The organism is Dyella lutea (genome assembly GCF_024158035.1).
Classification (GTDB): Bacteria; Pseudomonadota; Gammaproteobacteria; order Xanthomonadales; family Rhodanobacteraceae; genus Dyella_A; species Dyella_A lutea.
This window is the reverse complement of sequence record NZ_JAMZEK010000003.1, coordinates 209,851-230,069: the sequence shown is the minus strand read 5'-3', so window position 1 is coordinate 230,069 and position 20,219 is coordinate 209,851. Positions and strand designations below refer to the sequence as shown.

The following is a 20,219-nucleotide window of genomic DNA, read 5'->3' as shown; positions in this document are numbered from 1 at the left end:
CAGGCAAGGATCGAGCAGGATCCGGCTACGCCTCGCCGCAACCGGGCGCCCATACTTTCCGTATCGCTTCCCTACCATCCCGCAGCCTCCCTAAGGAGATCCGCATGGCATTGAACATCCGTGGCTTTGCCGCCCAGTCCGCCACCACCCCGCTGGCCCCGCACAGCTTCGAGCGCCGCGAGCCGCGCGCCGACGACGTGGTGATCGACATCCTGTACTGCGGCGTCTGCCACTCCGACATCCACCAGGCCCGCGACGAATGGGGCGGCAGCCTGTACCCGATGGTGCCGGGCCACGAGATCATCGGCCGGGTCGCCTCGGTCGGCGCCGAGGTCAAGGGCTTCAAGGCCGGCGACCTGGTCGGCGTGGGCTGCATGGTCGACTCGTGCCAGCACTGCGACGCCTGCCACCAGGGCCTGGAGCAGTACTGCGTCGAGGGCATGGTCGCCACCTACAACAGCGTCGACAGGAAGGACGGCCTGCCGACCTTCGGTGGCTACTCCGAGCGCATCGTGGTCAACGACAGGTTCGTCCTGCGCATCGATCCGCGGCTGGACGCCAAGGCCGCCGCGCCCCTGCTGTGCGCCGGCATCACCACCTGGTCGCCGCTCAAGCACTGGAACATCGGCCCGGGCAGCAAGGTGGCGGTGGTCGGCCTGGGTGGCCTGGGCCACATGGGCCTGAAGTTCGCCAAGGCGCTGGGCGCCGAAGTCACGCTGTTCACCCGCTCGCCGAGCAAGGAGGAGGAAGCGCGCCGGCTGGGCGCCGACCACGTGGTGCTGTCCACCGACGAGGCGCAGATGAAGGCCGTGGCGCGCCGCTTCGACTTCATCCTCGACACCGTGCCGACCAGGCACGACCTCAATCCGTACCTGGCCACGCTGGCCCTCAACGGCACGCACTGCCTGGTGGGTCTGGTCGAGCCGATGGATCCGCCGGTGCACGCGGCCAACGTGATCTTCGGCCGCCGTTCGATCGCCGGCTCGCTGATCGGCGGCATCGCCGAGACCCAGGAGATGCTCGATTTCTGTGCCGAGCACGGCATCGTCTCGGACGTGGAGATGATCCGCATCCAGGACATCAACGCCGCCTACGAGCGCATGCTCAAGAGCGACGTGCGCTACCGCTTCGTGATCGACCTGGCCTCGCTGCGCGAAGCGGCCTGAGTACCAGCGGGCCACGGCGCAAGGCCGTGGCCCGCGCGTCACTCCTGCAGGGGCGCCGATGACGACCGGGCCGGCGCCACCGAGCCGGCTGCGGCCGGCTCGGGCGCCAACGACAGCGGAGGGAGCGGCGGCGGGTTCTTGCCGGTGAGGTTGTAGTAGCGGAACTGCAGCTGCCCCAGGTACTCGTGCAGCGCGAGGTCGAACACCATGGCGTTCCACGAACTCGGCAACCAGCCCTTGCGGGCCCGCAGCAGGTCGGCACGCACCGGTTCGGGATGCATGCCGAAATGGCCGAAATACAGCAATGCCCGCGGCATGTGCATGCCGGACGTCACCAGCACGAGCTTCTGCGGATGGTAGGCCGCCAGCAGCGGACGGCTGAACTGGGCGTTCTGCCAGGTCGACAGGCTGCGCGACTCGAGCACCAGGTCGCTGCGTGGCACGCCCATCCCGGCGAGCAGGTCCGAGTAGACCAGCGCCTCGGCGCGACCGCTATGCACGGCGTCGCCGCCGCTGACCAGCAGTTTGCAGTCGTTTCCGGAGGCGTGGCACTGCTGGTAGACCACGGCGGCCCTTGCGATCCGGCCGAACGCATAGAACGAGGGCTCCACCGTGCCATCCGGCACGCGCGTGGTGCCGGCACCGAGCAGGATGATGGCATTGCGCGGCGCCCAAGTTCCGCTCACCTGTGTGGAAAACCCCTCCTGCAGGCCATCGAGCATGCGCTGCGGCAGCGGGCGATACCCCACTCCCCACAGCGTCCCCAGCGCCAGCAGCAGGACGGCCACGCCCGTCCGCCTCGATCCCCGCCATGCCAGCACCAGCCCCAGCACGACCAGCACCCCCAACACACCCAGGCTCATCGCTTTCCTCCATCGAAACGACAAGCCTAGCGCAGCGTTCGTGTCGGGAAACGCAGCGACCACCGAATCGCCACTGGAAAGTCACCCTGGCAGTCCAATCTTCCGGGCATCGCCGATCCGAGGTGCGTGTCGTGGTCCAACGAGGATGGTTTTTTGCAGGGCTGATGCTGGTGCTGCTGTTCGCCGGCGCTTCCGCTCCCGTCCGGGCGGAGTCCGGCAGCGACTACGCCCGCCTGACCGCACCGGACGTCCCCGCGGCCACGGCGTTCCTGCGCGACACCATGAATTGCGACGTGCTCGATGCCGGGGCGTCGCGGGCGCTGCTGGAGTGCGGCCCGGGCAGCGTGGTGGAGATCACCCGTGGCCGGCCGGTCAACGGAAACCAGCCGGCCTTGCGCCTGCGCACGGAAAACGCCGATGCCACGCTTGGCTGGCTGCGGCGGCGCCATGTCCCGCTGGTCGACGACCGCACCGCCGGCACGCTCGGCCCGGATGGACTGCTGCATATCGACGTGCGCACACCCTGGGGACAGACCCTGGAGCTGGTGGGCTACGGCCGCGCCGCACCGATCGCCGCGACCCGGCCGCTGGCGGTCGACTGAGACCGCTCCCCGGGCGCCGCTGCGGCGGCGTACGATGCCCCCGAAACCCGGCGGTCCCTCCCCGCCGGGCATGGAGAGGGAGACGGCGCATGGGCACCCTGGTCTTCGTCCACGGCTGGAGCGTCACCAACACATCCACCTACGGCCAGATGCCGCAGCGCCTGCAGCAGCAGGCTGCAGCGCAGGGACTACCGCTGACCATCCGCGACATCTGGCTCAGCGAATACGTGAGCTTCGACGACGCAGTCACCATGACCGACCTGGTGCGCGCGTTCGACCATGCCCTGCGTGACCTGCACCTGCTCGAGCCGTCCTTTGCCTGCATCACCCATTCCACCGGCGGCCCGGTGGTGCGTGAATGGTTGCGGGCACAACGCGACACCCCTGCCCGCTACAGCACCATCCGCCTCAGCCACCTGGTGATGCTCGCCCCGGCCAACTTCGGTTCGGCCCTGGCCCAGCTCGGCAAGGGCGTGCTCGGCCGGCTGAAGGCCTGGTTCGACGGGGTGGAGCCCGGGCAGCGCATCCTCGACTGGCTCGAGCTGGGCAGTGCCGAATCGCTGCGGCTGAATCTGGACATGATCCATGGCAGCGATCCGATCGACGGCGGACTGTTCCGCTTCGTGCTCACCGGCGACCGCCCCGACCGCTCGCTCTACGATCATCTCAACAGCTACACCGGCGAGGACGGCTCCGACGGCGTGGTGCGCATCGCCGCAGCCAACCTCAACGCCTCGCATGCGGTACTGAGTCTCGCCGGTGGCGGCAGCGGCGCGGCCACCGGCACCGATCCGCTTTCGCTCTACCTCACGCGCGGACCGCGTTGCGCGTTCAAGATGATCGCGGGCGCCGCGCATTCGGGCACCGACCGCGGCATCCTCGCCAGCGCACAGCCGGACACCATCGCAGCGATCCTGCGCTGCCTCGGCGTGCGCGACGCGGCCGGCTACGCCGCGCTGTGCGGCGCCTTCGACCAAGAGAACGCCGCGCGCGACGCGGACAAGGTGGAACTGGAACCGGCCGGTCCGTTTCCGCCGCGCGTGCATATCCACGATCCGCGCAGCCTGCTGATCCTGCGCCTGACCGACGAGGCCGGCGAACCGCTGACCGGTGCCGGCCTGCTGCTCACCGCGGGCACGCCGCCCAGCCCGAACCTGATGCCGCCGGACTTCCTGGTCGACCGCCAGGCCAATTCGCACCAGCGCACCACCGTGTCGCTGTTCCTCAACCACACGCTACTGACCGGCGACGCCCGCGTGCCCGACCCGCGCAACACGCGCCGCACGCTGCGCCCGCCCGTACAGGGACACCGTCCCTACGGCGCGCTGGTGAAGCCGGTCGACCTGAGCGGCCTGGTGCATCACGCGCTGGCTCAGAGCGGTGCAGGCGACGACCTGCTCACCGCACTCGGTCCGCACGAGACCACCGTGCTCGACGTGGTTCTGCCGCGCAAGATCCACGAAGGCGTGTTCCGGCTGATCCAGAACCTCGCCCCGCAGGATTTCAGTCAGCCGGTACCCGGCCCCCTGATCGGCTGACTGCTCAGCGCAACCACCACAGCGCCGCGGCCACCGCGGCCACCGCGGCGATCGCCAGCAGCGCGGGCAGCAGCCACCGGCGCCCCCCCGGAGCCGCCGCCGGTGCTGCAGCAGGAGCGGCCCGCGCAGGCACCGATACCGGGTTGAGGCTGTCGGCATCGCTCCGGTGGTGCAGCAGGCCGACCATCGCCTCCAGCAGCGCGTCGTCGAACGCATACGGGTCGAAGCGGTCCCTGCCGTGCATCGCCAGCAGGGTCTGCACGTCTCCCGCGGCGGGCACGTACTTCATCGACCAGTCGGCGAACGACGGCGCATCGACGGGCTGGCGCCGCAGCACCATCACGTCGCGGTGGCGGGAGTCTTCCTGCAAGCGCCCGAACAGCTCGTCGAGCGTGGCCCGCGGCCCCTCCAGGCACTGGAAGAAGCACCCGTCGCCGTAGTACAGCGCGCCGACCAGCTGGCGCCGCGGGTTGTTGCGACGTGACTGCATGAGGATGCGGGCAACCTCCGGCTCGACGCCGCCGCCGTTGTCGGCAGGCTGGAAGGTGGCACGGCTGGCGTACACCAGCTGGTGGATGTCGGACATGGTCGGGCCTCGCGAGGGTCGGGCCGCCGGAGCGGCAAACCTTGCGTATACGTCAAACCCCGCCGCGTAGACGCATCGTCAGGCCTTTCATGAAATTGCGCAGCATCTGGTCGCCGCAGGCGCGGAAGTTCTTGTGCTCGGGCTGGCGGAACAGCGCGCTGAGCTCGGGCTTGGACACCGGCAGGCCGACCGCCTCGAAGATGGCGTGCATGTCCACGTCCTTCAGCTCGAACGCCACGCGCAGCTTCTTCAGCACCACGTTGTTGGTGATGCGCTTCTCCGGCGGTCGCGGCGGCTGGCTGTCGTCGCGGCCGCGGCGGTAGATCACCAGGCCATCGAGGAAGCGCGCCAGCAGCGGCGTGCTGCAGGTCTGGTAGTCCGGATCCTCCGGACGCAGCAGCATCGCCTGCACGTCTTCCTTTTCCAAGAGGTAGGCCGGGTCGGCCAGCTTGACCAGCTCCACCACCTTGCCGTCGCTGAGATCGAGCATGTAGCGGATGGCGCGCAGGATGTCGTTGTGGAGCATGGTCGGGACGGCACCGCGTGGAAAAGGGGCGACCATGCTACCGCGAGCGCCGGCATTCGACCCCGTTTCGCGGGCGGGTGCGTTTCATCCAACACACCCAACCGGAGGCCGTCCGATGCCCGCCAAGCTCCCGCTGCGCACCCTGCCCCTCGCACTCGCCACCGCACTGGCGCTCGCCGCCTGCGCTCCCGCCCGCCAGTCACTGCAGGCAGTGGACACGCACGCAGCGACGCCGGCACCGAAGGCCGAGGCCAACCGTCCGTACCCCATGACGGACCGCCTGTCCGCGCCCCCTGCACCGCCGGCGCCGCCAAGCGCACCCGCGTTCGCCCGCGAGGCGCACAGCCTGGGCGCGCTGAAGGCGATGCAGGTCGCTGGTGCACCCATGCGCATCGCTTCGTTCGCCCCGGTGCTGCCGTTGGCGGTGAACACCGAGCACTACACCCCCCGCGACAGCAATCCGGTGCGGTTGGCCAGCGAGCAGCCGGTATCGACCTTCGGGCTGGACGTCGACACCGGCTCGTACACCAACGTGCGGCGCATGCTCGAGGCCGGCCAGCTACCGCCCGCCGATGCGGTGCGTGCCGAAGAGTTCATCAACTACTTCGACTACGGCTACGCCCCCCCGGACGACCGCAGCCAGCCCTTCAGCGTCACCACCGAAATGGCACCGGCACCGTGGAACCGGCAGCGCCAGTTGCTGCTGATCGGCGTGCAGGGCTACCGCGTGCCGGCCAGCGCGATCCCCGCGGCGAACCTGGTGTTCCTGGTCGATACCTCCGGCTCGATGGACGAGCCGGACAAACTTCCGTTGCTCAAGGCTTCGCTGAAGCAGCTGGTCACGAAACTGCGCCGGCAGGACCGCGTGGCCATCGTCACCTACGCTGGAAGCGCCGGCGTGGCCCTGCCCTCCACCCCGGGCGACCGGCACGCCACGATCGACGCGGCGATCGACCGCCTCGGCGCTGGCGGCTCGACCAACGGTGCCGCCGGCATCGACCTGGCCTACACCGAGGCCGAGCAGGGCTTCATGAAGGACGGCGTGAACCGCGTGATCCTCGCCACCGACGGCGACTTCAACGTCGGCACGGTCAGCGAACAAGCGCTGAAAACGACGATCGAGGACCACCGCCGGAGCGGGGTCGCCCTCACCACGCTGGGCTTCGGCCAGGGCAACTACAACGACGCGATGGCGGTGATGCTGGCCGACGCAGGCAACGGCAGCCACCACTACATCGACAGCCTGGCCGAAGGCCGGCGCGTGCTGGTCGACGAGATGTCCGCCACCTTGCTGACCATCGCGAAGGACGTGAAGGTGCAAGTGGAGTTCAACCCGGCGCAGGTGAAGGAGTACCGCCTCATCGGCTACGAGAAGCGCGTGCTGCGCCGGGAGGACTTCAACAACGACGCGGTGGATTCGGGCGACATCGGTGCCGGCGCCAACGTCACCGCGCTGTACGAGATCACCCCCACCGGTTCGGCTGCCGCCCGTATCGATCCGCTGCACTACGCGAAGCCGGCGGGCGACCGATCGCACCGCGGCGAACTGGCCTTCCTGCGCCTGCGCTACAAACTGCCCGGACACGACCGCAGCACGCTGATCGAACGCCCGATCGCCGCGCAGGCCGCGCACGGGGCGAGTGCACGCCTGCGCTTCGCCGCCGCAGTGGCCGCGTTTGCCGACCGGCTGCGTGGCGGGAGGTACCTGGACGGTTACGATTACGCGCAGATCTCGGCACTGGCCCGCGGCGCGCGTGGCAACGACCCGGACGGCTGCCGCGCCGGCTTCGTGCAGCTGGTGTCACTGGCTGACGGCCTGTCCACCCATGGGCCGGAAGTGGCCGACGACGCCACCGCACAGCGTTGAGGCTGACCGTGCCGTGGCGCCGTCGACGATGGCGATGGCCGGTTCCGCGCCGGCTTTCCTCCCCCGTCGCGACGACGCCACGGACGCGGTCATCTCGGCCCAATGGAGGCGCATGACGACTTATCGTGACAGCATGGATCGCGTACCCTCGCCGCCCATGGATGCGGCGGTCGATCCCGATGCCCAGCTGATGCTGGCCTACGCGCGTGGCGATCTCGCCGCGTTCGAGGCGCTGTATGCGAATCACCGCGGACCGCTGTACCGCTTCCTGCTGCGCAGCGCGCGCGACCGGGCACTGGCCGACGAGCTGTTCCAGGAGACGTGGAGCCGGGTGATCGCCGCGCGCGAACGGTACCGGCCGGAAGCCCGCTTCCAGACCTGGCTGCTGCAGATCGCGCACCACCTGGTCATCGACGGCCATCGCCGCAAGCGACCGATCGCGGTCGGCGAGGAAGCCGAGATCGCGCTGGCCAGCCACCCTACGCCCGAGCGCGAACAACCCGAGCAGGCGCTGTCGGAGTTCGAGCAGCGCCGCCGCCTGCAGCTCGCCATCGAGCAACTGCCCGACGAACAACGCAACGCCATCCTGCTGCGACTGGAAAATGAACTGAGCCTGGAGGAGATCGCCGACGTCACCGGCGTGGGCCGCGAGACCGTGAAGTCCCGCCTGCGCTATGCCATGACCAAACTGCGCGATGTACTGAGTCCATGACCACACCCCTGCCGCCCGATCCCACGCACGACGACGACCTGCCCGGCGAGGCCGAGCTGAGGGCGTTGTATGGCCGGCTGCCACCGTCCGAACCCGCTCCGGCGCTGGACGCCGCGATCCGGCAGGCGGCCGCGCAGGCCGGTCAACCCACGGTGCAGGCGCGACGCCCGCGGCGCTGGCCGATCGCGCTGGGCACCGCCGCCACGGTCGTGCTTGCGACGGGCCTGGCCTGGCGCATGCGGGAGATGCCGGCGCGCGAGACGTCGTCCCCTTCCGCGCCCGCGGCGGCGATGGAAGCCGCCCGCAACGATGCGACTCGCATGCCGCCCGGAGCCGGCCTCGCCAGTCCGCCCCCGCGCGGGACTCCAGCGATGAAGTCCGTCGCCAGCGAACCCGCGATGGCTGCCGGCCGGGCCAGCCCCGCCAACCCGCCGCCCCCGGCACTGGCACGGCGCGCACCGGCACCGGTCGCCGCTCCTCGCATGGCCGAGCGCATGGCACCGGCGTCGACTCCCCCGGCAGCACCGTCGCCGCGCGGGCAGATCCGCGCATCGGAGGCCGACGCGCTCGGGGCCGCCCGCATGGCGGCACCGGCGGCCCCCGCGCCGCCGTCGGCGCCGGCGGCCTTTGCGCCGAGGTTTGCTCCGGCCCCCGGGTCGGCCACGATCGAAACGTCGGTCGCCTCCAGCCCCGAGGTGGAGCTGGATGCGATCCGCGTGCTTTACGCAAAAGGCAAGACCGTCGAGGCCGACAAGCGGCTGCGGACCTTCCACGACAGCCATCCCGACTGGCCGCTGCCTGACGACCTTCGCCGCCACCTGGACAGGACGCCGTGAGCGACGCACTCGCCGCACTTGCGGAACGCTGTCGGCACGAGCAGGACATCAAGAAGAGCCGCTTCCTCGCCCAGGCCGCCCCGGTCGACTCGCCCGAGGAAGCGCTCGCCTTCGTGCAGGAGGTGGGCGATCCGGCGGCCACGCACAACTGCTGGGCCTACCGCATCGGCCAGGCCTACCGCTTCAACGACGACGGCGAACCGGGCGGTACCGCCGGCCGACCGATCCTGCATGCGATCGAGGGCCAGGGCATCGACCGTGCCGTGGTGGTGGTCACCCGCTGGTACGGCGGCATCAAGCTTGGCGCCGGCGGCCTGGCCCGTGCCTACGGCGGCACCGCCGCCGAATGCCTGCGGCTGGCCGAACGGGTACCGATCGTGCCCAGGGCCACCCTGGCCCTGGACTGCGAATTCGCCGACCTCGCCCTGCTCAAGGCGCGGCTGGAGGAGCTGGACGCCAGCGTGACCGACGAGCAGTTCCACGCCAGCGGCGCACGGCTGCGGCTGCAGTTGCCGGAAAGCCGTGTGGCCGAGGCGCAGGCGCGCATCGTCGACCTCACACGAGGGCGCAGCGAGGGCAAGCGGCTGGATTGACGCGCAGTCGCGGACGCTCGCCGGGGCCGACCGGGGCACGCTGCGCTCCGCTCGATGCAGGGACGCGCGCATTGAAACCCCGCCCGGCCACCCCACCTCAAGCAGCTGATGCCCCGCAAGCGACTCCCATGACCGACGACGCCGGCAAGTCCCGCTCCTCCCGTCGCCTGACCTCTCTGCGTTCTCTCTGGCCCTATCTCAGGCCGCACAAGGCCCTGGCGATCGGCTGGCTGGTGTTCCTCGGCCTGTCCTCCGGCGCCTCGCTGGTGCTGCCGATGGCGTTCCGCCACATCATCGACCAGGGCTTCGGCACCTCCAGCCTGGCGGTGATCAACGAGACCTTCCTGGCGCTGTTCGGCGTGGCGCTGGTGCTCGCCGTCGCCACGGCGGGACGCTACTTCTGCATCACCCTGCTGAGCGAACGCTCGCTCGCCTCGCTGCGCGATGCGCTTTACGCCCACGTGATCCGGCTGGACGTGGAGTTCTTCGAGAAGAGCCGCGTGGGCGAACTCACCTCGCGCCTGAGCGCCGATACCGAGGTGGTGCAAGCGCTGGTCGGCTCAGGCGTGTCGGTCGCTCTGCGCAGCGCGGTGATGCTGCTCGGCGCGGCGGTGGCGATGGTTTGGACCGCGCCCTCGCTGGCCGGGCTCACCGCGCTGGTGATTCCCGGCGTGATGCTGCCGATCCTGGTCTTCGGCCGCCGCGTGCAGAAGCTCTCGCGCGCCAGCCAGGATCGCCTTGCCGACGCCGCCGCCATCGCCAACGAAACCCTCAACGCCGCCACCGCCGTGAAGGCCTACGCCCGCGAAGGCATCGAGAGCAGCCGCTACGGCCTGGCCATCCGCCTCGCCCTGGCCACGGCACGCCGTCGCATCGGCATGCGCGCGCTGCTTACCATGTCGGTGATCGTGCTGGTGTTCGGCGCGATCACCCTGGTGCTGTGGGCCGGCGCCCGCCACGTGCTGGCCGGCACGCTGGACGCCGGCGTGCTCGGCCAGTTCGTGCTGTACGCGGTGTTCGCCGCCGGCTCGGTGGCGGGTCTTTCCGAGGTGTGGGGCGACGTGCTGCGCGCGGCCGGCGCGATGGAGCGCATCGGCGAACTGATGGCCGAGACGCCGCAGGTCACCGCCCCGGCGCAGCCCCTGGCCCTGCCCTCGCCCGCCCGCGGCGCGCTGCACTTCGACCACGTGCGTTTCCACTACCCCACCCGCCCGAATACCGCCGCGCTGGAAGACTTCAGCCTGATGGTGAACCCGGGCGAGACGGTCGCCCTGGTCGGCCCCTCCGGCGCCGGCAAAAGCACGGTGTTCGGCCTGCTGCTGCGCTTCTACGACCCGCAGTCGGGCCACATCACCTTCGACGGGGTGGACCTGCGCGCGCTCACCCTGCCGGATCTGCGCGGCGCCATCGCGCTGGTGCCGCAGGAGACGATCATCTTCAGCGGTACCGCGGCGGACAACATCCGCTTCGGCCGGCAGGACGCCAGCGACGCCGAAGTGATCGAAGCAGCCAGGGCCGCTGAGGCGCACGAGTTCATCAGCGCGCTGGACGACGGTTACCGGGCCGAGATGGGCGAGCGCGGCGTGCGCCTGTCCGGCGGCCAGCGCCAGCGCGTGGCGATCGCCCGCGCCATCCTGCGCGACGCCCCGCTGCTGCTGCTCGACGAGGCCACCTCGGCGCTGGACGCACAGTCCGAGGCGGCGATCCAGCAGGCGCTGGAGCGGCTGGAGAAAGGTCGCACCACGCTGGTGATCGCCCATCGGCTGGCCACCGTGCAGCGCGCCGACCGCATCGTGGTGATGGACGGCGGCCGCATCGTGGCGCAGGGCACGCACGAAAGCCTGCTGGCCGAAGGCGGCCTGTACGCGGAGCTGGCGAAGCTGCAGTTCGTCGCCTGATCGCGGCTACTTCATATAGCTGCGCAGCACCGCCAGCACGGGCGCCAGTTCCTCTTCCGGCATGCCACTGTCCTGACCGCCCACGTGCGCGGTCAGGTGGCCCTCCATCATCTGGAAGATCAGACCGTTGACGGCGCCGCGAACGGCGGCCAGCTGCTGCAGCACGGCGCCGCATTCGGCGCCCTCGGCGATGGCGCGTTCCACCGAGCCGAGCTGGCCGCCAATGCGGCGCACCCGCGCCAGCAGCTTCTTCGCATCACCTTGCACATGGGACATGTCCTGCTCCTGACCTATACTACGGGGGAGTATCCAACCGACACCCGCCCATGACCACCATCGACGTTTCCGCCCACCGGCACGACCACCGTTTTACCCACGACACCCGCCATGCGGAGCGTAATACCCGCCGCGTGGTGGTGATCACCCTGGTGATGATGGTGGTGGAGGTGGTGGGTGGCTATGCGCTCAACTCCATGGCCCTGCTCGCCGACGGCTGGCACATGAGTTCGCACGCGCTGGCGATGGGCCTGTCGCTGGGCGCCTATGTACTGGCGCGGCGCTACGCGAACGACCGTCGCTTCGCCTTCGGCACCTGGAAAATCGAGATCCTCGGCGCCTTCAGCAGCGCCCTGCTGCTGGGCGTGGTGGCCGCGCTGATGCTGTGGCAGTCGGTCGAGCGCATGTTCTCGCCGAGCCCGATCCACTACGACGAGGCGATCGCGATCGCCGTGCTGGGTCTGGCGGTGAACCTGCTGTGCGCCTGGCTGCTGCGCGACACGCCGCATGATCACGGTCACGGTCACTCGCACGAGCATCACCACGAGCATGGCCACAACCATCGCGGCCACGGCCACCACGACGTCAACCTGCGCGCGGCCTACATCCACGTGATCGCCGACGCTGCCACCTCGCTGCTGGCGATCGGCGCCCTGCTCGGCGGCCGCTTCTTCGGCGCGTCATGGCTGGATCCGATGATGGGGATCGTCGGCGCGGTGCTGGTGACACGCTGGGCGATCGGGCTGCTGCGCGAGTCCGGCGCCATCCTGCTTGATGCCGAGATGCACCACCCGGTGGTGGAAGAGGTCCGCGACGTGGTGCGCGAGCAACTGCCACGGGCGGCGATCAGTGACCTGCACGTGTGGCGCGTGGGCCGCGGCAGCTACGCCTGCGTGCTGGCCCTGGTGAGCCACGAGCCGGTGACGCCGGCGCAGGTACGCGAGCACCTGTCGGTGCATGAGGAGCTGGTCCACGTCACGGTGGAAGTGATTACCCCGGCCCAGGCCTGACGCGTTGGGCCGGGCGGGCTAAGCTGGGCGGCCGTTTCCGTCCGATCCCGCCATGTCCATCGTCCTCACCCCGTTCGCCCGCGCCCGCCTGTTTCCCCGCGAGTCCCGCCGCAACACGATCCAGGACTGCGGCCCCGAAGCCTTCGAGCAGCGCCTCAACGAGGAGGCCCCGCTGAAGGTGCTGGAGGGCTACGCGCCGTTCTGCCGCCTGCACGTGCACCGCAACTGGACCTCCACGCGCTGCATGGCCGTGCCGATCACCGACGCCAACCGCCACCTGCTGTGCTCGGCCTACGAGGCTCGCACGAAACAGGAACTGCCGGTGCTGGTGCGCTGGTTCGAGGGCGTCGAACCGCCCGTGGCGAACTACCTGCTACCGATCCTCTACAGCCGCGAACAACTGGCCAAGGAAGGCGAACCGATCGAGGCCGACTGGGGCGTGGTCGGCTGCCTCTACACGATGGAACCGGAGGAAATCCCGATGGTGCCGATCACCATGCTGCGCAACGCGCTCGGCGTGGAAGAAGGCGGCTCCGGCGTGCCGCTGGATCGTGAGGCATACCGGCGTGCGGCGGCGTTCTGGGAGGTGCATGCGAACTGGCGCGGCTGACGGCTCACATCACGTCGTCATTCCGGTCCAGCCTCGCCCGTCGCTTGCCGAGGTACATGTCCTGGTCGGCCTGGCCCAACAGCGTGGCCATGTGCCAGCTGTGCTCCGGCGCGGTGGCCAGGCCCAGGCCGATCGTCGGGCGCGTGGTGCTGCCGGCGGCTGCCGAGGCGATGGCACCGGCCATCCGCTCCCCCAGCTCGCGAGCCTGCTCGGGCGAGGTGTCCGGCAGCACGATCAGGAACTCGTCTCCGCCCAGCCGCCCCAGGTGGTCGCCCTCACGCAGCACGGCGCGCATCCGCTCGGCCACCCACACCAGCGCCTCGTCGCCCGCGGCATGGCCGTAGGTGTCGTTGATCGACTTGAAGTTGTTGAGGTCGACCATGAACACGGCCAGCGGGCGCTGCCCGCTCCGATGCACATCCAGTTCGGCCGCCAGCAGCGCGAGGATGCGACGGCGGTTCGGCAGGCCGGTGAGCGCGTCCACCGTGGCCTCGGCCATCGCCTCGCGATGGGTCTGCTCCCAATAGGCCGCCATCGCGTTGAACTGCTCGGCCAGCATGCTCAGCTCATCCCGCCCGCGCACCTTGAGCCGCGCCGACATGTCGCCTGCGGCGAAGCGGCCTGCCGAGCTTCCCAGCTCGTGGATCGGCCGCAGGATGGAGCGCAGCACGATGACGATCATGGCCGCTGCGGCGGCCAACGTGATCGCCCAGCCGAACACCAGCCACCACAGCTGCCGGTGGCGCATCGCCGCCGCCCGCTCGTAGCGTCCCTTGACGGCGGCGGCCAGGTGCTTGCGCGCATCTCGGACGTCGCTGATCGCCTTGCTCAGCTCGCGCCGCGACAGTGCAGCCGTCACGTCGCCGTCGCCGGCCTGGGAACGGGTCACCTGTTCGATCAGCCGCTGCACGGAGGGCCGAGCCTGCACCCAGGCCTGCTGCGCGGCGGTCAGGCGATCCATCGGCACGTCGGCGCCGGCACCACTCGTTTCGACCGTTGCGAACGTGTGGTCGATGTTGTCGGTCAGCGAGGCGAAATCCGGCACCGACTCGTGCGACTGCGCCTCCAGCTCGTCGACCATGGCACGCTGAAGCAGTTGCTCCAGCGTCGACAGCGGCAGCAGTGTATGCAGCGACTCTTCCACCGAATCGCGGAAAGCCATCTCCTGCCGGTTGAGCACGGCCATGCTCACGACGCTGAGCGTCGCCAGCGGAGCGAGCAGCAGCAGAATGATCGCCCCGATCCGCTGGGCGACCGAAAAGCGGCGTAGCACCCGTTCCATCGACATTCCGTTGTTTGCCTTTCATTGCCGGGCCGGCGCGCGACCATGGGGAGATTATCCACCAAGCACGCGCGACAGTTCCGGGAACCGCCAGCCGTCGCCGTGCGTATTCGCCCACAACGACGTCCGTTGCCGGGCTCGACACCATGACCGCACCTGCACGCGACGCGCGACAGACTTCCGAGCGATGCCCGACGACCTGCTCCTGCCCCGCCCCCAAGGCCTGTACTGTCCGGCTGGTGACTTTTTCATCGATCCGATGGAGCCGGTCCGACGGGCCGTGGTCACGCATGCGCACGCCGACCACGCCCGCAGCGGCAGCGGCCACTACGACGTGGCGGCTGCCGGGCTGGGGCTGATGCGCGAGCGGCTGGGCCAGGACGCATCGATCACCGCGCACGGCTATGGCGAGGCCTTCCGCCATGGGCCGGTGACCGTGTCGCTGCATCCGGCCGGGCACGTGCTCGGTTCGGCGCAGGTGCGGATGGAGCTGGACGGCCGCGTGGTGGTGGTCTCAGGCGACTACAAGCGCGACCCGGATCCCACCTGCGAGCCCTTCGAGCCGGTGCGCTGCGACGTGTTCGTTACCGAGTCCACGTTCGGATTGCCAGTATACCGCTGGCCGCCGATGGACGCGGTGATCGACGAGCTCTCGGCCTGGTGGGGCGACTGCGCGCGGCGCGGCGTGCCGGCGGTGCTGTTCTGCTACGCGCTGGGCAAGGCGCAGAGGATTCTCGCCGAACTGGCCGTGCGGACCGAGCGCACCGTGCACCTGCACGGCGCGATGCTGCGGCTGGTGGAGCAGTACCGCGAGGCGGGCGTGCGCATGGTGCCGACCGAGCCGGTGAGCGAGTCGGCGCGCGGGCGCGATTTTGCCGGCGAGCTGATCATGGCGCCGCCCTCGGCCGCGGGCTCGCCGTGGATGAAGCGTTTCGCCAAGGCCTCCACCGGCTTCGCATCGGGCTGGATGCAGATCCGCGGCAGCCGCCGCCGGCGCGGCTACGACCGCGGCTTCGTGGTGTCCGACCACGCCGACTGGCCCGGCCTGCTGCAGAGCGTGCAGCAGAGCGGCGCGAGGCGCATCTACATCACCCACGGCGACGGCGAGACGCTGATCCGCCACCTGCGCGACCTCGGTCACGACGCCCAGCCGCTGCGTCTGCTGCGCGAGCGCGACAGCGAGAGCGGCGGCTGATGCGGCGGTTTGCCAAGCTCTACGCCGAGCTCGACCGCACCGCCTCCACGCTGGCCAAGCGCGAGGCGATGGCCGCCTACCTGCGCGAGGCGCCGCCCGCCGACGCCGCTTGGGCGGTACACGTGCTGGCCGGCGGCAAACTGCGTCGCCTGGCGACCGCCACCGAGCTGCGCCAGGCGCTGGCCGAAGCCACCGGATACGCCGACTGGCTGATCGAGGACAGCTACCAGCACGTGGGCGACCTGGCCGAGACCATCGCCCTGATGCTTCCGCCCGGTGACGGCTCGCTGGGCGAGGTGCCGCTGCACGTGTGGCTGGAGCAGCACCTGCCCGCGCTGGCCAAGCTGGACAGCGCCGAACGCATCGCCACCCTGCAGAGCTGGTGGCTTGCGCTGAAGCCGGAGCAGGTGTTCCTGCTCAACAAGCTGATCACCGGCGCGCTGCGCGTGGGCGTGTCGCAGCGGCTGGTGGTGCAGGCGCTGGCGGCGTGGTCGGGCCAGCCCACCGACCTCATCGCGCATCGCCTGAGCGGCACATGGAAACCCACATCGCGGGCGCTCGCCGCACTGGCCGCACCCGTGGGCGAGGACGAGCACCTGGCCGATCGCCCCTACCCGTTCTTCCTCGCCTCGCCGCTCGAAGGCGAAGTCACCGCGCTGGGCGATCCGCGCGACTGGCTGGCCGAGTGGAAGTGGGACGGCATCCGCGCCCAGCTGATGTGGCGCGAGGGCCGAGCCGGGCTGTGGTCGCGCGGCGAGGAGCGCCTGGACGGCCGCTTCCCGGAAATCGAACAGGCAGCCGCCTCCTTGCCGATGGATGGCGTGCTCGACGGCGAGCTGCTGGCCTGGGACGTGCAGACGGCCAGACCGCTGCCGTTCACCGCGCTGCAGAAGCGCATCGGCAAGCTCAAGCCCGGCCCGAAGCTGCTGGCCGGCACGCCGGTGCGCTTCATGGCCTACGACCTGATCGAATGCGCGGGCGAGGACCTGCGCGAACGCCCGCTGCACGAACGCCGAGCCCGCCTGACCGAACTGCTTGAACCCACGGACACGGCGCTGATGCTGTCACCCGCCCTGGTGGCCGACGCGTGGGACGCACTCACCGCCGAGCGCACGCACGCGCGCGAGCGCCAGACCGAAGGCCTCATGCTCAAGCGCCTCGACTCGCCCTACCGGGTCGGCCGCAAACGCGGCGACTGGTGGAAGTGGAAGGTCGACCCGCACACGCTGGACGCCGTGCTGCTGTACGCCCAGCCCGGCCACGGCCGCCGCGCCGGCCTGTTCACCGACTACAGCTTCGGCGTGTGGGACGGCGACGAGCTGGTCACCGTGGCCAAGGCCTATTCCGGGCTGGACGACGCCGAGATCGCCCGCCTGGACCGCTGGATCCGCGCGCACACCATCGAGCGTTTCGGCCCGGTGCGCGCGGTCGAGCCGCTGCACGTGTTCGAGCTGGCGTTCGAGGCCGTGCAACTCTCTGGCCGCCACAAGTCCGGCGTCGCCGTGCGCTTTCCGCGCATCGCCCGCTGGCGCACCGACAAGCAACCTGCCGATGCCGACCACCTCGACGACCTCCGCCGCCTGGCGACGGGCTGAAGCGCGGCTGCGCGACTGGTTCGTCGCCACGCTCGGCCGCAAGCCGGCGCCGTACCAGCGCGCCGCGTGGCAGGCCTGGACGCAGGGCCAGAGCGGGCTGCTGCATGCTCCCACCGGCACGGGCAAGACGCTGGCGGCCCTGGGCGGCCCGCTGATCGACGGCCTGCTCGCGCCCGGCAGCGGCCTGCAGCTGCTGTGGATCACACCGCTGCGCTCGCTGGCGGCCGACACCACCGTGCACCTCGCCGCCGCGGTCGACGGCCTGGGCCTGCCCTGGCGCGTGCTGCGCCGCACCGGCGACAGCTCGAGCGCCGAGCGCGCCCGCCTGCGCCGCGGCGCCTGCGAGCTGCTGGTCACCACGCCGGAGAGCCTGGCCCTGCTGCTCTCCTATCCGGACGCGGCGACGCGCTTCGCGCAGCTGCGCGGCGTGGTGGTGGACGAGTGGCACGAACTGATCGGCAACAAGCGCGGCACCCTGCTGCAGCTGGGCCTGGCCCGCCTGCGCACGCTGCGTCCGGGGCTGCGCCTATGGGGGCTTTCGGCCACGCTGGGCAATCTGGACGAGGCGCTGCGCGCGCTGGCCGGTGACGGCGTGCTGATCGGCACCCGGGCGCGCAAGCCGCTGCGCATCGACACCGCCCTGCCGGAGCCCGGCGAACGTTTCCCGTGGGCCGGGCACCTGGGCCTGAGCCAGCTCGGCCGCGTGGTGCAGACGGTGCACGAGGCGCGCAGCGCGCTGGTGTTCGCCAACACCCGCGCCCAGGCCGAGCTGTGGCACGAGGCGATCGCCGCCGTGTGGCCGGATGATCCGGCCACGCTGGCGCTGCACCACGGCTCAATCGCCCCGGCACTGCGCCGCGCGGTGGAGGATGGCCTGCGCGAGGGACGGCTGCGCTGCGTGGTGGCGACCTCCAGCCTCGACCTGGGCGTGGACTTCCCGGCGGTGGAACAGGTGGTGCAGATCGGCAGCCCGAAGGGCGTGGCGCGGCTGCTGCAACGCGCCGGCCGGAGCGGCCACGCGCCGGGCGCGCCCTCGCGCGTGCTGTGCGTGCCGACCCACTTGCTGGAGCTGGCCGAGATCGCCGCGGCGCGGCGCGCGCTGGCCGCCGGCCGGCTGGAGCCGCGCCACCCGCCGCGCGGCGGCCTGGACGTGCTGGCCCAGCATCTGCTCACCCTGGCGCTGGGCGGCGGCTTCCATCCCGACGACGCCTATGTCGAGGTGTGCCGCACCCGCGCCTACGCGCAGCTGCCGCGCGCGCAGTTCGATGCCGTGCTGGACTACCTCCAACATGGCGGCAGCGCGCTGGCCGGCTATCCGGAATACCGCAAGCTGGTGCGCGACGCCGACGGCGCGTGCCGGGTGGAGAGCGCCCAGGTAGCGCGCCGCCACCGCTTCTCCATCGGCACCATCACCGCCGACGGCAGCCTGCACGTGCGCTACCTGAAAGGCGCGCGGCTGGGTTCGGTGGAGGAGAGTTTCATTGCCCGGCTGCGGCCGGGCGACCGTTTCCTGTTTGCCGGCCGGCACCTGGAGCTGGTGCGCGTACGCGACATGACCGCCTGGGTGCGCCAGGCCACGGCACGGCGCGGCGGCGTGCCGCGCTGGGCCGGCGGGCGGCTGCCGCTGTCCGGCGAGCTGGCCGACGCCATGCGTGGAGTGCTGGCCGACGGGCACGGCAGCGAGCCCGAGCTGCGCGCGCTGGCGCCGATGCGGGCGATCCAGCGCAGCCAGTCGCACCTGCCCGGCACCGGCGAGCTGCTGATCGAGCGCACCCGCACGCGCGAGGGCGAGCACCTGTTCGTCTACCCGTTCGCCGGACGCCTTGCCCACGAAGGGCTGGCCGCGGTGCTGGCCTATCGACTGTCCGCGCTGGCCCGCGGCGACTACGGCTACGCGGTGAACGATTACGGGCTGGTGCTCACCGCACACGCGCTGCCGCCGCTGGACGAGGCCGCGCTGCGCCGGCTGCTGCATCCGTGGGGGCTGCGCCGCGACATCCGCGCCAGCGTCAACCTCGCCGAGCTGGCCAGGCGCCAGTTCCGCGAGGTGGCGCGGGTGGCCGGACTGGTGTTCAACGGCTATCCCGGGCGCGACAAGAGCCTGCGCCAGCTGCAGGTGTCCAGCGGCCTCCTGTTCGACGTGCTGTCGCGGCACGACCCGGCACACCCGCTGCTGTGGCAGGCCGAGCGCGACGTACTCGACCAGGCGCTGGAATACCGCCGGCTGCGCGAGGCGCTGCTGCACGCGGCGCGCGGTCCGCTGCGTCTGTGCGACACCGAGCGGCTGACCCCGATGGCCTTCCCGCTGTGGGCCGAACGCATCCGCGGCGGCGTGCACGCCGACGACTGGAAAAGCCGCGTCGAGCGCATGGCCGCGCGGCTGGAAAAGGCGGCCGGCCGATGATCGAGCACGCGATCGAGGTTGCCGGCGAGTCGCTGGTCCTGCACGCCGAACGCGCGCTGTGGTGGCCGGCGCGGCGCTGGCTGCTGGTCGCCGATGTGCATTTCGGCAAGGGCGCCGTGCTGCGCCGGGCCGGCGTGGCGGTGCCCACCGGGCAGACCGTCGACGATCTGGCTCGCCTCGACGCGCTGATCGGCCACTACCGCCCTGCACGCCTGCTGGTGCTGGGCGACCTCGTGCACGGTCGCACGCCGGCGGATTCGCCGTGGCAGGCCGCCGTGCGCGACTGGCGTCGGCGGCACAACGAGGTCGAGATGGCGCTGGTGGCCGGCAACCATGACCGGCATGCCGACCTGCATGCGCTGGGCTTCACCGCGCTGGGCGAGCAGCTCGAGGAGGGTCCGTTTGCCTTCTGCCACGAACCGGAGGCGCGGGCCGGCCGTTACGTCGTGGCCGGCCACGTCCACCCGGCGGTGCGGGTGCGCGACGGCTGGCGCAGCCATCGACTGCCGGCCTACCGCTTTGGCGCCGCGGTAGCAACGCTGCCGGCCTTCGGCGCACTGACCGGCCTGCACGACACGCCGATGGCGCATGGCGAACGCGTGGTGGCAGTCACGCCGTCCGGCCTGCTGCCGCTGTCGCCCTCACGTCTGCGCTGAGCGG

At 70.9% G+C, this 20,219-nt stretch carries 19 protein-coding genes; 14 read left to right on the top strand and 5 right to left on the bottom strand.

From position 1 onward, the window contains the following. Positions 1–104: 104 nt before the first annotated feature. Positions 105–1,166 carry an NAD(P)-dependent alcohol dehydrogenase gene (locus NC595_RS13310; protein WP_253567196.1) on the top strand — a complete coding sequence of 354 codons (1,062 nt, stop codon included), beginning with the start codon at positions 105–107 and terminating at the stop codon, positions 1,164–1,166. A gap of 38 nt (positions 1,167–1,204) precedes the next feature. Here NC595_RS13310 and NC595_RS13305 read toward each other — a convergent pair whose 3' ends face one another. Further along, on the bottom strand, positions 1,205–2,029 hold the full coding sequence (locus NC595_RS13305; protein WP_253567194.1) for a YdcF family protein: 825 nt from the start codon (positions 2,027–2,029) through the stop codon (positions 1,205–1,207). 164 nt (positions 2,030–2,193) lie between these two features. Between NC595_RS13305 and NC595_RS13300 the strand changes: the two genes are divergently transcribed. Together NC595_RS13300 and NC595_RS13295 are read left to right on the top strand one after the other, a co-directional pair. After that, positions 2,194–2,631, top strand: a complete 438-nt coding sequence (locus NC595_RS13300; protein WP_253567193.1) for a VOC family protein — start codon at positions 2,194–2,196, stop codon at positions 2,629–2,631. Between the two features lie 89 nt (positions 2,632–2,720). Next, positions 2,721–4,169 (top strand): lipase family protein, encoded by a 1,449-nt coding sequence (locus NC595_RS13295; protein WP_253567192.1) that lies wholly within the window; start codon positions 2,721–2,723, stop codon positions 4,167–4,169. A gap of 4 nt (positions 4,170–4,173) precedes the next feature. Here NC595_RS13295 and NC595_RS13290 read toward each other — a convergent pair whose 3' ends face one another. Both NC595_RS13290 and NC595_RS13285 read right to left on the bottom strand, forming a co-directional pair. Further along, positions 4,174–4,755, bottom strand: coding sequence for a BLUF domain-containing protein (locus tag NC595_RS13290; protein WP_253567191.1), 582 nt, complete (start codon positions 4,753–4,755; stop codon positions 4,174–4,176). Between the two features lie 52 nt (positions 4,756–4,807). Then, positions 4,808–5,281: a YehS family protein gene (locus NC595_RS13285; protein ID WP_253567189.1), complete on the bottom strand. Its 474-nt coding sequence runs from the start codon at positions 5,279–5,281 to the stop codon at positions 4,808–4,810. Positions 5,282–5,396: 115 nt separating this feature from the next. Between NC595_RS13285 and NC595_RS13280 the strand changes: the two genes are divergently transcribed. From NC595_RS13280 to NC595_RS13260, 5 genes are all read left to right on the top strand, one after another. Further along, a complete protein-coding gene (locus NC595_RS13280) occupies positions 5,397–7,148 on the top strand; it encodes a vWA domain-containing protein (RefSeq protein WP_253567188.1) in 1,752 nt (583 codons plus the stop codon). Between the two features lie 157 nt (positions 7,149–7,305). Continuing rightward, complete coding sequence (locus NC595_RS13275) at positions 7,306–7,860, top strand: RNA polymerase sigma factor (protein ID WP_253568328.1); 555 nt, start codon at positions 7,306–7,308, stop codon at positions 7,858–7,860. Then, entirely contained in the window at positions 7,857–8,696 is an 840-nt protein-coding gene (locus NC595_RS13270) for a hypothetical protein (protein WP_253567186.1), read from the top strand. Before NC595_RS13275 ends, NC595_RS13270 begins: the two co-directional genes overlap by 4 nt. Then, positions 8,693–9,289: an IMPACT family protein gene (locus NC595_RS13265; RefSeq protein ID WP_253567185.1), complete on the top strand. Its 597-nt coding sequence runs from the start codon at positions 8,693–8,695 to the stop codon at positions 9,287–9,289. The genes NC595_RS13270 and NC595_RS13265 overlap by 4 nt, the downstream gene beginning before the upstream one ends. A gap of 128 nt (positions 9,290–9,417) precedes the next feature. Further along, positions 9,418–11,187, top strand: coding sequence for an ABC transporter transmembrane domain-containing protein (locus NC595_RS13260; protein WP_253567183.1), 1,770 nt, complete (start codon positions 9,418–9,420; stop codon positions 11,185–11,187). A 6-nt stretch (positions 11,188–11,193) separates the two neighbouring features. On the opposite strand, the gene NC595_RS13255 is transcribed toward NC595_RS13260, so the two are convergent. Further along, positions 11,194–11,463: a metal/formaldehyde-sensitive transcriptional repressor gene (locus tag NC595_RS13255; RefSeq protein WP_253567181.1), complete on the bottom strand. Its 270-nt coding sequence runs from the start codon at positions 11,461–11,463 to the stop codon at positions 11,194–11,196. Positions 11,464–11,513: 50 nt separating this feature from the next. Here NC595_RS13255 and dmeF point away from each other — a divergent pair, with 50 nt between their 5' ends. Then, on the top strand, positions 11,514–12,473 hold the full coding sequence (gene dmeF / locus NC595_RS13250) for a CDF family Co(II)/Ni(II) efflux transporter DmeF (protein WP_253567179.1): 960 nt from the start codon (positions 11,514–11,516) through the stop codon (positions 12,471–12,473). Between the two features lie 52 nt (positions 12,474–12,525). After that, a complete protein-coding gene (locus NC595_RS13245) occupies positions 12,526–13,083 on the top strand; it encodes a DUF3228 family protein (protein ID WP_253567177.1) in 558 nt (185 codons plus the stop codon). A 4-nt stretch (positions 13,084–13,087) separates the two neighbouring features. On the opposite strand, the gene NC595_RS13240 is transcribed toward NC595_RS13245, so the two are convergent. Next, entirely contained in the window at positions 13,088–14,365 is a 1,278-nt protein-coding gene (locus NC595_RS13240) for a GGDEF domain-containing protein (protein ID WP_253567176.1), read from the bottom strand. A 187-nt stretch (positions 14,366–14,552) separates the two neighbouring features. Here NC595_RS13240 and NC595_RS13235 point away from each other — a divergent pair, with 187 nt between their 5' ends. The 4 genes from NC595_RS13235 to pdeM are packed head-to-tail and all read left to right on the top strand — an operon-like array spanning position 14,553 to position 20,215. After that, on the top strand, positions 14,553–15,560 hold the full coding sequence (locus NC595_RS13235) for a ligase-associated DNA damage response exonuclease (RefSeq protein WP_253567173.1): 1,008 nt from the start codon (positions 14,553–14,555) through the stop codon (positions 15,558–15,560). Continuing rightward, positions 15,560–17,155 (top strand): ATP-dependent DNA ligase, encoded by a 1,596-nt coding sequence (locus tag NC595_RS13230; protein WP_253567172.1) that lies wholly within the window; start codon positions 15,560–15,562, stop codon positions 17,153–17,155. The genes NC595_RS13235 and NC595_RS13230 overlap by 1 nt, the downstream gene beginning before the upstream one ends. Next, the gene (locus NC595_RS13225; RefSeq protein ID WP_253567171.1) at positions 17,112–19,559 is read left to right on the top strand and encodes a ligase-associated DNA damage response DEXH box helicase; all 2,448 of its coding nucleotides are present in this window, start codon (positions 17,112–17,114) and stop codon (positions 19,557–19,559) included. Before NC595_RS13230 ends, NC595_RS13225 begins: the two co-directional genes overlap by 44 nt. Beyond that, on the top strand, positions 19,556–20,215 hold the full coding sequence (gene pdeM, locus NC595_RS13220) for a ligase-associated DNA damage response endonuclease PdeM (protein WP_253567170.1): 660 nt from the start codon (positions 19,556–19,558) through the stop codon (positions 20,213–20,215). The genes NC595_RS13225 and pdeM overlap by 4 nt, the downstream gene beginning before the upstream one ends. Positions 20,216–20,219: the final 4 nt, after the last annotated feature.